Here is an 11,847-nt window from a genome sequence, read left to right on the forward strand (position 1 = left end):
CAAGCATTGATGGCCTGGTCGGAACGGTCGCGGGTCTCCGGAAACTTTCGACGGCACAGGTTTACATTTAGTTCCGCCGGTGCGCCGCAGTGCACCCGCTCTTGTTGCCCGCGATGGCCGGCGACACCCGGGCAACGGATACGGATTTCACCCTCGGCCTTGGCCGCGTGATCCAAAACATTGATAGAGTCGCATCAAGTCTGTTTTAAAAAGGTTCTCTCATGGCACGCATGGTTCACTGCATCAAACTCGGCCGCGAGGCCGAAGGCCTCGACTTCCCGCCCTACCCCGGCGAACTCGGCAAGCGCCTGTGGGAAAACGTCAGCAAGGAAGCCTGGGCCGCCTGGCTCAAGCACCAGACCATGCTGGTCAACGAGAACCGGCTGAACCTGGCCGACCAGCGGGCACGGCAATACCTGGCGCGCCAGATGGAGGCGCATTTCTTCGGCGCCGGCGCCGAGGCGGCGCAAGGCTACGTGCCGCCCAGCGCGTAACGTCGCGCCACACTCAGCGGTCGATGGAACAGGACCGCCCCCCGTTTTTGCAGAGCCTCGGGCTGCCCGCCGCATGGGCGGGGCAAGCGCAATGGCGCATTCTGGACACCGGCCTTGGGAATGGCGAACGCTTTCTCGCAGCCTGGCATGCCTGGAAGGCCGACCCGCAGCGCCCGCGTTTGCTGCATTACGTCGCGCTGGAAGCTGGTGCGCTAAGTGCCGCAGATTGGCGACGCCGCGCCGCGCCCGAGCCCGAACCCGCGTTGGCGCCGCTGGCACAGCAGCTGCGGGCGCAGTGCTTTGGCCTGCTGCCCGGCTTTCACCGCATGGCGTTTGAAGGCGGATGCGTCCTGTTGACCGTGTGCGTCGGTGAGGCCAAGGCCTTGCTGCGCGAGCAGCAGTTCGAGGCCGATGCGATCCATCTGGCGGACATTGCGACGCCATGCAGCGAGGCCGCGCCCCTCGCCGGCGCTTGGGACCTGTGGACCTGCAAGGCGCTGGCGCACTGCTGCCGGCGCGGCACGACGCTGGCGGCCGGGCCCGGCATTCCGCTGGCCGTGCGCCGCGCGCTGGTGCAGGTCGGCTTCGTGCTGGATGCGGACCCACAGCCGCCGCAGGCGGCAGACGCTCGGGGCTCGATCAGTTTTCGTGGCACGTTCAACCCGGCCTGGATTCCCAAAAGGCGTCGTCCGGCAAGTGACCTGTATGCGCTGAGCAGCCCGGCCGCGCGCCCGGGCCGCTGCGCCGTGATCGGCGCCGGCCTGTCGGGCGCCGCCGTGGCCGCCAGCCTGGCGCGGCGCGGCTGGCAGGTCGAGCTGCTCGATGCCGCACCAGCGCCGGCCAGCGGCGCCTCGGGTCTGCCGGCCGGCCTGCTGGCGCCGCATATTTCGCCGGACGACAGCATGCTGTCCAGGCTGTCGCGCTGCGGTGTGCGGCTCACCCTGCAGCAGGTTCGCGCCCTGTTGCGTGAAGGTGTGGACTGGCAGCCCAGCGGCCTGCTGGAACATCGTGTGGACGGCCACGCCGCGCTGCCGGCGCAATGGCCCGAGGCGGGGTGCGACTGGACGGTGGCCGCCAGCGCCCTGCAGCTGGCGCGGGCGGGGCTGGCCCAGTCCACGCTGGCCTATTGGCACACGCAGGCGGCCTGGGTCAAACCGGCGTGCCTGGTGCAAGCCCTGCTGTCGCAGCCGGGCATCGCGTGGCATGGCGAAGCACAGGTGGCCGCATTGGCGCATGCTGACTGCGGCTGGCAAGTGCTCGATTCGGCCGCACGGGTGCTGGCGCAGGCCGACATGGTGGTGGTTGCGGCCGGCTTTGACAGCCGCGCCCTGCTCGCCGCCGCAACGGGCACGGCACCCCCGCTGCAAGCCATCCGAGGGCAGATCTCGTACGGCATAAACGCGGCGACGGGCTGCCCCGGCCCATCCAACTTACCGCCCTTTCCGGTCAACGGCAACGGCCATCTGACCCCGAACGTGCCTTTCGGATCCGGCAGCGCCTGGTTCGCCGGCGCCAGTTACGAGCGCGACAACGCCGGTGCCTCCTGCCACGCCCAGGACCACGAGGCCAATCTGCAGCGCCTGCAGACATTGCTGCCGAACGCGGCCCGGCAGCTGCAATCCGAATTTGCCGGCGGCCGGGTGCAGGCCTGGGCCGGAGTGCGCTGCGCCGCGCCGGATCGCTTGCCGCTGCTCGGGCCTGCGCAGCAGCCGGGCCTGTGGGTTTGCACCGCGATGGGTTCCCGCGGCATGAGCCTGGCCGTGCTGTGCGGGGAATTGCTGGCAGCGCTCGTCCACGGCGAGCCGCTGCCCCTGGAAGCCCGGCTGGCCCGGCGGCTCGCCGCGGATCGGTTCGATGCCGTGGCCGGCGCCCGAGGCGGAAATTCTCAATGAAAAGTGCCCGTAGCCCTTATCGTATCTTGGGGTATAGCTACTGATCTGATAGCGCCCTACTTCATCGCCTCGGCCGGACGGCGCGCCCTGACGTAGGCATCGGTCGGCATGTAGTTCTTGCCGTCGTCATAGCGCCACTGCACCATCGTGCCCTTGCCGCCGCGCACATCCAGCTTGCCCACATAGGCGCCCATGGTGGACTGCTGGTCGATCGCGCGGAACTCGGCCGGCCCGAACGGCGTGCTGAATTTCAGGCCGCGCATGGCGGTCACGAGTTTCTCGTTGTCCGTGCTGCCGGCCTTTTTGATGGCGGCAAAAATCGCCTGCATGGTGGCGTAGCCCACGACGGAGCCGACCTTGGGGTTCTCGTGGAATTTCTGGTAGTAATGCGTGGCGAAGGCGGCGTGTGCCGGTGTGTCGATCTGGTCCCAGGGGTAGCCGGTCACGATCCAGCCCTTGGGCGTTTCGTCCTTCAGCATCTCGAGGTATTCAGGTTCGCCCGAGAGCATCGACACGACGGGGATCTTCGGGAAAATGCCGCGCTGGTTGCCCTCGCGCACCAGCTTGGCCAGATCGGCCGCAAAGGTCACGTTAAAAATCGCATCCGGCTTGCTGTTCATGATGGCGGTCAGCGTGCTGCCGGCATCGAGCTTGCCCTGCGCCGGCCAGGCTTCGCCGACAAATTCCACGTCGGGGCGTTTGGCCTTGAGCAGTTCCTTGAAGCTGGCCACCGCGCTCTGGCCGTATTCGTAGTTGGGCGCAATCGTGGCCCAGCGCCTGGCGGGCAGTTTGGCGGCCTCTTCCACCAGCATGGCAGCCTGCATGTAGGTGCTGGGGCGCAGGCGGAAGGTGTAGCGGTTGCCCTTGTCCCAGACGATGGCGTCGGTCAACGGCTCGCTGGCCACGAACAGGCGCTTGTTCTTCTGCGCGTAGTCGGCCAGCGCGAGCCCCACATTGGATAGAAAGCCACCCGCCAGCACATCGACTTTTTCCCGCGACGTGAGCTCGACCGCATGGCGCAGGGCTTCCTCGGGCTTGCCGGCATCGTCGCGCGCGATCACTTCGACCTTGCGCCCCAGCAGGCCGCCGCTGGCATTGATCTCGTCCACGGCCAATTCCCAGCCCTGCCGGTACGGCTGGGTGAACTGCGGAATGGCGGAATAACTGTTGATCTCGCCAATCTTGATCGGCGGAGCGCTTTGCGCAAACGAGGCGGCGGGCGCCAGCAGCAACAGGGCGCCGCTCACGGCAATGGTCAGAAAAACGGTACGGACAGATTTCATAATTTCTCCAAGGCCACGGACTCTATCAGTTTGCGTATGCTGCAGTTTCGACGCCGGCCCGGGTCATTGACAGGTAGGGTCACAGCCATCGGAAACATCAAGGAGCCGGATCATGATTTTGGGAAAAGCTTTGGAAGACTGGACCACCAGCCACCCTTTGATCCGCGAACTGGTGGAGCTGAAGGAAACCAGCTGGTTCAACCCGGCTGTCGCCCCCACAGCCCAAGCGCTGGGCGATGTGGGCCTCAGCGCCGCTGACGTGGCCGACGCCAGCGCCCGCCTGGCGCGCTTTGCGCCCTACATCGTGCGGGCGTTCCCCGAGACGGCGGCCAGTGGCGGCATCATCGAATCGGGCATCCGGCCCCTGCCGGCCCTGCAAGCGCTCTTGAGCCAGCGCTACGGTCTGGCGCCAGGCGGCGGCGCCTTGTGGCTCAAGACCGACAGCCACCTGCCAATTTCCGGCTCCATCAAGGCTAGAGGCGGCATTTACGAAGTGCTCAAGCACGCCGAAGACCTGGCGCTGGCCGGCGGCCTGCTGCACGCCGGCGACGACTACGCCGTGCTGGACAGTGACAAGGCGCGCGCCTTCTTTGGCCAGTACAAGATTGCCGTTGGCTCGACCGGCAACCTGGGCCTGTCGATCGGCATCATGAGCGCGCGCCTGGGTTTCCAGGCCACCGTGCACATGTCGGCCGACGCGCGCCAATGGAAGAAGGACCAGCTGCGCTCGCACGGCGTCACCGTGGTGGAGTACGCCTTTGACTACAGCGTGGCGGTGGCCGAGGGCCGCAGGCAGGCCGAATCCGACCCCCGCTGCCACTTTGTCGACGACGAGAACTCGACCAGTCTGTTCCTCGGCTACGCGGTGGCGGCGGAACGGCTCAAAGGCCAGCTGGCCGCGGCCAATATCGTGGTCGATGCCGAGCACCCGCTGTTCGTCTACCTGCCTTGCGGCGTGGGCGGCGGCCCTGGCGGCGTGGCTTTCGGGCTCAAGCTGGCCCTCGGCGACGCCGTGCACTGCATCTTTGCCGAACCCACCCACTCGCCGTGCATGTTGCTGGGCGTCTATACCGGGCTGCACGACGCCGTGTCGGTGCAGGACTTCGGCATCGACAACGTCACCGCCGCCGACGGACTGGCCGTGGGCCGCGCCTCCGGCTTTGTCGGCCGCGCCATGCAGCGCCTGCTGGACGGCTACTACACCGTCAGCGACGAGGAGCTGTACCGGCTGCTGGCGCTCATGGAGCGCAGCGAAGGCCTCCGCCTGGAGCCGTCGGCGCTGGCCGGCGTGCCGGGCATGGCGCGGGTGCTGGGCGAGCAGCAGGGCTATCGCGCCCGTGCCGGCCTGAGCGCGCAGCGCCTGGCCCAGGCCACGCATCTGGTGTGGGCCACCGGCGGCGGCATGGTGCCCCCAAACGAGATGGAGACCTATCTGGCCAGGGGCCGCCAGTTACTGCAGGACTGAAGCCCCCGCGCCAATGCTGGCGCATAAGCTTATGCGCATAAGCGCAGAACAAATAAATAGTTTGTTTTTATAAGCCGCACTTTTACAGTCGCGGCCATGCATGAATTTGCTTTCATCTGCGCCGGCTTCTTTGTCGGCTTCGTCGTCGGCCTGACCGGGGTCGGCGGCGGCTCGCTGATGACGCCCCTGCTGATCTTCTTTTTCCGCATGAAGCCGCACCTGGCCATTGGCACGGACCTGCTGTTTGCGTCTTTCACCAAGATGGGCGGCTCCATCGGCCTGGCGCGCGCCCGCGTGATCGACTGGCCGATTGTGGGGTTGACGGCACTGGGCAGCATGCCGGCCGCCCTCATCACGCTGTACATCCTGCACACCGTGGGGCCGGCCAATCCCGTCGTGCAACAAATCATGACCAGCACACTGGGCGCGGCGCTGCTGCTCACCGCCGCCGCGACCCTGTACAAGGCTGTCGCCGCCAAGGCCGCGCCGCGCCACATCGACGCCGCAGCCCTGGCACAGGCCATCCGGCCCCGCAGCCGGGCCCTGGCGGTGCTGTTTGGCGCCGTCGTCGGCGCGCTGGTCACGCTCACTTCGGTCGGCGCCGGCGCCATCGGCGTGCTGGTGCTGATGCTCCTGTACCCGACCTTGCCGCTGCCGCGCATCGTGGCGGCGGACATTGCGCACGCCGTGCCGCTGACGCTGGTGGCCGGCCTGGGCCACGCCTCGATCGGCTCGGTCGACTGGCCGCTGCTGCTGTGGCTGCTGACGGGCTCGCTGCCCGGCATCTGGCTCGGCTCGGCGCTGATGCGCAAGACGTCCGACCGCGTGATCCGCTCCCTTTTGTCCGTGCTCATGGCCTATGCCGGGGCCAAGCTGATCGCCTTCTGAAATTTCGCGCAACCGCCCCTGGAGCTGACTGAACCATGTACCAATACACCGACTTCGACAAACAGTTCGTGAAGCTGCGCGCCACCCAATTCCGCGACCAGCTCGAGCGCTGGCAGCGCGGCGAGCTGAGCGACGAGCAACTGCTGCCGCTGCGCCTGCAAAACGGCTGGTACATCCAGCGCTACGCCCCCATGGCGCGCATCGCCGTGCCCTATGGCGAGATCAGCAGCACGCAGCTGCGCACGCTGGCGCACATCGCCCGCGAGTACGACAGGCCGAGCCCTGAGCTGCTGGCGCACGCCCAGGCCACGCAGGACGAACTGCAGGCCGCCCAGCCGGGCCTGACGCTGGCCGCGCCGCCGCTGCGCTACGGCTACGGCCACTTCACCACGCGCACCAACGTGCAGTTCAACTGGATCCCGATCACCCGCGCGGCCGACGTGATGGATCTGCTCGCCAGCGTGTCCATGCACGGCATCCAGACCAGCGGCAACGACATCCGCAACATCACCTGCGAGGCCTACGAGGGCATCGCGCAGGACCAGATCGTCGATACGCGCCCGTTCGCCGAGATCACGCGCCAGTGGAGCTCGCTGCACCCCGAGTTCTCCTTCCTGCCACGCAAGTTCAAGATTGCCTACAACGGCTCGGTCGAAGACCGCGCCGCCACCGGCTGGTACGACATCGGCGTGCAGGCGCGCCGCGCGGACGACGGCGCCGTGGGCTTCACCGTGAAGGTGGGCGGCGGCATGGGCCGCACGCCGGTGATCGGCAGCGTGGTGCGGGAATTCCTGCCGTGGGACCAACTGCTCAACTACATCGAGGCCGTGGTACGCGTGTACAACAGCTACGGCCGGCGCGACAACAAGTGGAAGGCGCGCATCAAGATTCTCGTCAAGTCCGAGGGCCAGAAATTCATCGATGCGGTAGAGGCCGAGTACAAGGCCATCGTCGAGCAGGATGGTGCCCCGCACACCATCACCCAGGCCGAGCTGGACCGCGTCAGCGCCAACTTCGTGGTGCCCGAGCTCAAGCCCGCCAACCTGCCCTCCAGGGTCAATACCGACGGCCAGCTGTACCAGCGCTGGCTGCAGCAGAACGTGCGCGGCCACCGCCTGCCGCAGTTGCGCGCCGTCAGCCTGTCGTTCAAGCGCGTGGGCTTCGCGCCCGGCGACGCCGATGCCGACACCATGGACGCGCTGGCCCGGCTGGCCGAGCAGTTCAGTGCCGGCGAGGCACGCCTGACGCACGAGCAGAACCTGCTGCTGCCCTGGGTGCATGCCAGCGACCTGCCCGCGCTCTACGATGCCGCGCGCGCGCTGGGCCTGGCGCAGCCTAACATCGGCCTGCTGACCGACATGATCGCCTGCCCCGGCGGCGACTTCTGCTCGCTGGCCAACGCACGCTCGCTGCCTATCGCCGCAGCGATTACCGAGCGCTACCAGGATCTGGACGAGGTGTTCGACCTCGGCCCGATCGACCTGCACATGAGCGGCTGCATCAACTCCTGCGGCCACCACCACAGCGGCCACATCGGCATCCTGGGCGTGGACAAGGACGGCAAGGAGTGGTACCAGGTCACGCTGGGCGGCGCCGACGGCACCGACCTGTCCGGTCCCGCCATCGGCGGCAAGGTGGTCGGCCCCTCGTTCTCGGCCGCCGAAGTGCCCGGCGTGATCGAGGCTGTGCTCACCACCTACCGCGAACTGCGCAAGAGCGGCGAGTTCTTCATCGACACGCTGCGCCGCGTGGGCCACGACCCGTTCAAGGCCGCCGCCAATGGCGCGCGCCACCAGGGCGGCCGCGCCGCGCACGCGGTCGAGGAAGCCACCACCTGAGCCTCTCACGATCAAACCAGATACTATGAAAATCATAGCTAAAAGCCCGGATTCCACGCCGTCGGACAGCCTGAAAACCCTGCAAATCGCCAACGACGCCGACATCGCGCAGCTGGCGCAGGAGGGTGCCCTGGCAGGCGTGGAGCGCATCGAGCTGAACTTCCCCAAGTTCACCGACGGCCGCGCCTTCAGCCAGGCCGTGCTGCTGCGCCGCCGCTACAAGTTCGCCGGCGACCTGCGCGGCACGGGCGACGTGCTGATCGACCTGCTGGTGCACATGCACCGTAGCGGCTTCAGCAGCGCCGTGCTGGCCGAGGGCGTGGACCCGGCCGCCGCCGAGCGCCAGTTCGCACGCTACAGCGCGTTCTACCAGGGCGACGTGCTGGAGCCGCGCCCGCTCTTTGCACGCGATACGGCACGGGAGGCCGCATGAGCGCCGTTGAGCTGCATGCCAGGCCATCGCCTGACTTCGACGCGAAACTGGCCGCCACCACCGCGCTGCTCAAGCTGGCCGCGCACGACTTCGCCCGTGCGCCGGGCGCGGGCGCACCACTCGTCGCGCAGGCGTCCAGCCTCGGCGCCGAAGACATGGTGATCAGCCACCTGATCAACACGCTGCAACTGGACATCGGCATCTTCGTGCTGGAGACCGGCATGCTGCACGCCGAGACCCTGCAGTTGCTGGCGCAGCTGCAGGCCACGTCGCGCGCGCCGGTCGAGGTATTCAAGCCCGTCAACGAGTCGGTGGTCCGGTTCGTGGCCAGGGAAGGCAAAGACGCCATGTACAAAAGCGTTGATCTGCGCAAGGCCTGCTGCCATATCCGCAAGGTCGAGCCGTTGGCGCGCGCGCTGGCCGGCAAAAAGGCCTGGCTTACCGGCATGCGCCGCGAACAGTCCGGCGCACGCGCCGAGGTGCCGATGATCGACACCAGCGACCTCACCGGTGGCACGGGCCGCGTCAAGTTCAACCCGCTCGCCAACTGGACCTGGGGCGACGTGTGGCACTACATCGCGCTGCACCAGGTGGCCTACAACCCGCTGCACGACCAGTTCTACCCCAGCATCGGCTGCGCGCCGTGCACGCGCCCCATCAGCCTGGGCGAGGATTTCCGCGCCGGCCGCTGGTGGTGGGAAGACGAGTCCGCGAAGGAATGCGGGCTGCACGTGAAACAACACAACACTCCCGAGAAAGCTGCCGCATGAACGCCCGCACCGACTTTTCACTCGAACCCGAATTGCGCCCCACCCTGAGCAACCAGCACCTGGATGCGCTGGAAGAAGAAACCATCTTCATCCTGCGCGAGGTCGCCGCCGCGTTCGAGCGCCCGGCCCTGCTGTTCTCGGGCGGCAAGGACTCGCTGGTGCTGCTCAAGTGCGCCGAGAAGGCCTTCGGCGCGGGCCGCATCCCCTATCCGCTCCTGATGATCGACACCGGCCACAACTACCCCGAAGTGACCGATTTCCGCGACCTGCGCGCGCGGGAGCTTGGCGCCAAACTGATCGTGCGCAAGGTCGAAGACTCCATGGCGCGCGGCACCGTGCGGCTGGCCCATGCGCTCGAGAGCCGCAACGTGCACCAGTCGGTCACGCTGCTGGAAGCCATCGAGGAGTTCCGCTTCGACGCGCTGATCGGCGGCGCGCGGCGCGACGAGGAAAAGGCCCGCGCCAAGGAACGCATCTTCTCGCACCGGGACGGCTTCGGCCAGTGGCAGCCCAAGGCGCAGCGGCCCGAGCTGTGGACGCTGTTCAACACGCGCCTGGCGCCCGGCGAGCACTTTCGCGTGTTCCCGATCTCCAACTGGACCGAACTTGACATCTGGCAGTACATCGAGCGCGAGCAGGTCGCGCTGCCGCAGCTCTACTACACGCACCGGCGCGAAGTGGTGGAACGCCGCGGCCTGCTGGTGCCGGTGACGCCGCTCACGCCGCTGCGCGAGGGTGAGGTCGCGGTGACCCGCGATGTGCGCTTTCGCACCGTGGGCGACATCACCTGCACCTGCCCGGTGGCGAGCCTGGCCGGCTCGGCGGCCGAGGTCGTGATCGAGACGCTGGCCGCCGACGTGAGCGAGCGCGGTGCCACGCGCATGGACGACAAGACTTCGGACGCTTCCATGGAAAAACGCAAGAAGGACGGGTATTTCTGATGGGCACTACTACTTTGATAGCAGCTAACGAAGAGTACACGGGGTCTGCAGGCCAAAAAGACCACGATTCCGCCCTCAAGTTCATCACTTGCGGATCGGTCGACGACGGCAAGAGCACCCTGATCGGTCGCCTGCTGGTGGACAGCCGCACGGTGCTGCAGGACCACCTGGCCGGCGTGCAGCGCAGCGGCGAGACCGATCTGGCGCTGCTCACCGACGGCCTGTTGGCCGAGCGCGAACAGGGCATCACCATCGACGTGGCGTATCGCTACTTTGCCACCGAGCGGCGCAAATTCATCATCGGCGACGCGCCCGGCCACGAGCAATACACCCGCAACATGGTGACGGCGGCCTCGAGCGCCGATGCCGCCGTGGTGCTGGTGGATGCGACCAAGCTGGACTGGAACAACCCGCAGCTGGAATTGCTGGCGCAAACCCGGCGCCATTCGCTGCTGGTGAATCTGCTGCGCGTGCCCTCCATCGTGTTTGCCGTGAACAAGCTCGATGCGGTGCAGGACCCTGTGGCGGCGTTTGCCCACATCAGCGCGGCGCTGCGCGCCTTTGCGGCCTCGGCTCAGATCGCGGTGCACGCCATCGTTCCCATCTCCGCCCTCAAGGGCTGGAACGTGGTGGAGCGCGGTGCCAGCGCGCCGGATGCGCAAAACCTCGGCTGGTGCGATTACATCGGCCCCAGCCTGCTGGAGATCCTGGAGCAGTTGCCGAGCACCGGTGCGGATCCGACGCAGCCGTTCGCCTTTCCGGTGCAGTGGGTCGAAAAATTTTCGTCCTCTGCCGACACCACGCAAGGGCGGCGCGTGTTCTGGGGCCGCGTGGCGGCGGGCGGCGTGCAGCCCGGGCAAAGTATCACGGTCATGCCCGGCGGGCAGACGGCCACGGTGGCACAGGTGTTTGATCATGCGCGCCAGCCCAAGGCCATCCTGGCGGGAAGCAGCGCCGGCATCGTGCTGGACCGCGAAATCGATGTCTCGCGCGGTGACTGGCTGCTGGCCAGCGAGCCGGACGACGGGTACAACGCGATCAGCCTTGAGGGCAAGACCACCCTAAACGCCACGGTGGCCTGGATGGACGATGTGCCGCTGGTGGCGGGCCGCGTTTACTGGGCCCTGCACGGTCATCGCTGGGTCAAGGCGCGGGTCAACCGCATCGTTCACAGGCTCAACATCAACACCCTGGCCGAGGAAGACGCTACCGAGCTCGCCCCCAACGCCATTGGGCATGTGGAACTTGCGCTGCAGGAGCCCGTTGCCACGCGGCCCTACGCGCAATCGCGCATGATGGGCTCGATGGTGCTGGTGGACACGGCGTCCAACAAGACGTCGGGTGCGTTGCTCGTGCAGTAAAGCTTGCGCCAGATCAGCATTTGATCGCGTCGGGCCTGGGTTCGGGACCCGTCCCCGAGACCCGACACGCAAAACCCAATAAAATCAAGGGCTGGCCCTTCTTTTGATCGATCCGAACAGAACAAAACATGACCCACGTCGTCACCGATTCCTGTATCCGCTGCAAATACACCGACTGCGTGGACGTCTGTCCCGTGGACTGCTTCCGCGAAGGCCCGAACATGCTGGTGATCGACCCTGACGAGTGCATCGACTGCGCGGTCTGCATCCCCGAATGCCCGGTGAATGCGATTTACGCCGAAGAAGATCTTCCCGCTGATCAAATGTCCTTCATCAAGCTCAATGTCGAGTTGAGCCATGCGCCCGGCTGGAAGAGCATCACGAAACGCAAACCGGCGCTCGACGACGCCGAAGAATGGAAAGACAAGACCGACAAAATCGGCGAGCTGGTGCGTTAAAGCACCGGGCCTGCCGCAGACCCG

11 protein-coding genes are annotated in these 11,847 nt (G+C 66.9%); 10 read left to right on the plus strand and 1 reads right to left on the minus strand.

Annotation, left to right across the window (positions count from 1 at the left end; translation table 11 throughout):
- Positions 1 to 221: 221 nt before the first annotated feature.
- Together B0E49_RS09485 and mnmC1 are read left to right on the plus strand one after the other, a co-directional pair.
- Complete coding sequence (locus B0E49_RS09485) at positions 222 to 494, plus strand: oxidative damage protection protein (RefSeq protein ID WP_077561956.1); 273 nt, start codon at positions 222 to 224, stop codon at positions 492 to 494.
- A gap of 23 nt (positions 495 to 517) precedes the next feature.
- Positions 518 to 2,386 carry an FAD-dependent 5-carboxymethylaminomethyl-2-thiouridine(34) oxidoreductase MnmC1 gene (mnmC1, locus tag B0E49_RS09490; RefSeq protein WP_077561957.1) on the plus strand — a complete coding sequence of 623 codons (1,869 nt, stop codon included), beginning with the start codon at positions 518 to 520 and terminating at the stop codon, positions 2,384 to 2,386.
- A gap of 56 nt (positions 2,387 to 2,442) precedes the next feature.
- Here mnmC1 and B0E49_RS09495 read toward each other — a convergent pair whose 3' ends face one another.
- Complete coding sequence (locus B0E49_RS09495; RefSeq protein ID WP_077561958.1) at positions 2,443 to 3,669, minus strand: ABC transporter substrate-binding protein; 1,227 nt, start codon at positions 3,667 to 3,669, stop codon at positions 2,443 to 2,445.
- 112 nt (positions 3,670 to 3,781) lie between these two features.
- On the opposite strand from B0E49_RS09495, the gene dsdA reads away from it, so the two are divergent.
- From dsdA to fdxA, 8 genes are all read left to right on the plus strand, one after another.
- Positions 3,782 to 5,134 carry a D-serine ammonia-lyase gene (gene dsdA, locus B0E49_RS09500; RefSeq protein ID WP_077561959.1) on the plus strand — a complete coding sequence of 451 codons (1,353 nt, stop codon included), beginning with the start codon at positions 3,782 to 3,784 and terminating at the stop codon, positions 5,132 to 5,134.
- Positions 5,135 to 5,230: 96 nt separating this feature from the next.
- The gene (locus B0E49_RS09505) at positions 5,231 to 6,022 is read left to right on the plus strand and encodes a sulfite exporter TauE/SafE family protein (protein ID WP_077561960.1); all 792 of its coding nucleotides are present in this window, start codon (positions 5,231 to 5,233) and stop codon (positions 6,020 to 6,022) included.
- A gap of 35 nt (positions 6,023 to 6,057) precedes the next feature.
- Positions 6,058 to 7,860, plus strand: coding sequence for a nitrite/sulfite reductase (locus B0E49_RS09510; protein ID WP_077561961.1), 1,803 nt, complete (start codon positions 6,058 to 6,060; stop codon positions 7,858 to 7,860).
- Between the two features lie 25 nt (positions 7,861 to 7,885).
- Positions 7,886 to 8,293, plus strand: coding sequence for a DUF934 domain-containing protein (locus tag B0E49_RS09515; RefSeq protein ID WP_077561962.1), 408 nt, complete (start codon positions 7,886 to 7,888; stop codon positions 8,291 to 8,293).
- A complete protein-coding gene (locus B0E49_RS09520) occupies positions 8,290 to 9,063 on the plus strand; it encodes a phosphoadenylyl-sulfate reductase (protein ID WP_077561963.1) in 774 nt (257 codons plus the stop codon). Before B0E49_RS09515 ends, B0E49_RS09520 begins: the two co-directional genes overlap by 4 nt.
- On the plus strand, positions 9,060 to 10,004 hold the full coding sequence (gene cysD / locus B0E49_RS09525) for a sulfate adenylyltransferase subunit CysD (RefSeq protein ID WP_077561964.1): 945 nt from the start codon (positions 9,060 to 9,062) through the stop codon (positions 10,002 to 10,004). Before B0E49_RS09520 ends, cysD begins: the two co-directional genes overlap by 4 nt.
- A complete protein-coding gene (locus B0E49_RS09530; RefSeq protein ID WP_077561965.1) occupies positions 10,004 to 11,365 on the plus strand; it encodes a sulfate adenylyltransferase subunit 1 in 1,362 nt (453 codons plus the stop codon). Before cysD ends, B0E49_RS09530 begins: the two co-directional genes overlap by 1 nt.
- 128 nt (positions 11,366 to 11,493) lie before the next feature.
- Positions 11,494 to 11,823, plus strand: a complete 330-nt coding sequence (fdxA, locus tag B0E49_RS09535) for a ferredoxin FdxA (RefSeq protein WP_077561966.1) — start codon at positions 11,494 to 11,496, stop codon at positions 11,821 to 11,823.
- Positions 11,824 to 11,847: the final 24 nt, after the last annotated feature.

The organism is Polaromonas sp. C04 (assembly GCF_002002705.1).
Lineage (GTDB): Bacteria > Pseudomonadota > Gammaproteobacteria > Burkholderiales > Burkholderiaceae_C > Rhodoferax_A.

What these genes read in the sequence shown, in the direction of transcription:
- B0E49_RS09510 (WP_077561961.1), top strand. Translation starts at nt 6,058, where the DNA reads ATGTACCAATACACCGACTTCGACAAACAGTTCGTGAAGCTGCGCGCC.
- fdxA (WP_077561966.1), top strand. Translation starts at nt 11,494, where the DNA reads ATGACCCACGTCGTCACCGATTCCTGTATCCGCTGCAAATACACCGAC.
- B0E49_RS09505 (WP_077561960.1), top strand. Translation starts at nt 5,231, where the DNA reads ATGCATGAATTTGCTTTCATCTGCGCCGGCTTCTTTGTCGGCTTCGTC.
- B0E49_RS09495 (WP_077561958.1), bottom strand. Translation starts at nt 3,669, where the DNA reads ATGAAATCTGTCCGTACCGTTTTTCTGACCATTGCCGTGAGCGGCGCC.
- mnmC1 (WP_077561957.1), top strand. Translation starts at nt 518, where the DNA reads ATGGAACAGGACCGCCCCCCGTTTTTGCAGAGCCTCGGGCTGCCCGCC.
- B0E49_RS09515 (WP_077561962.1), top strand. Translation starts at nt 7,886, where the DNA reads ATGAAAATCATAGCTAAAAGCCCGGATTCCACGCCGTCGGACAGCCTG.
- cysD (WP_077561964.1), top strand. Translation starts at nt 9,060, where the DNA reads ATGAACGCCCGCACCGACTTTTCACTCGAACCCGAATTGCGCCCCACC.
- B0E49_RS09485 (WP_077561956.1), top strand. Translation starts at nt 222, where the DNA reads ATGGCACGCATGGTTCACTGCATCAAACTCGGCCGCGAGGCCGAAGGC.
- B0E49_RS09520 (WP_077561963.1), top strand. Translation starts at nt 8,290, where the DNA reads ATGAGCGCCGTTGAGCTGCATGCCAGGCCATCGCCTGACTTCGACGCG.
- B0E49_RS09530 (WP_077561965.1), top strand. Translation starts at nt 10,004, where the DNA reads ATGGGCACTACTACTTTGATAGCAGCTAACGAAGAGTACACGGGGTCT.
- dsdA (WP_077561959.1), top strand. Translation starts at nt 3,782, where the DNA reads ATGATTTTGGGAAAAGCTTTGGAAGACTGGACCACCAGCCACCCTTTG.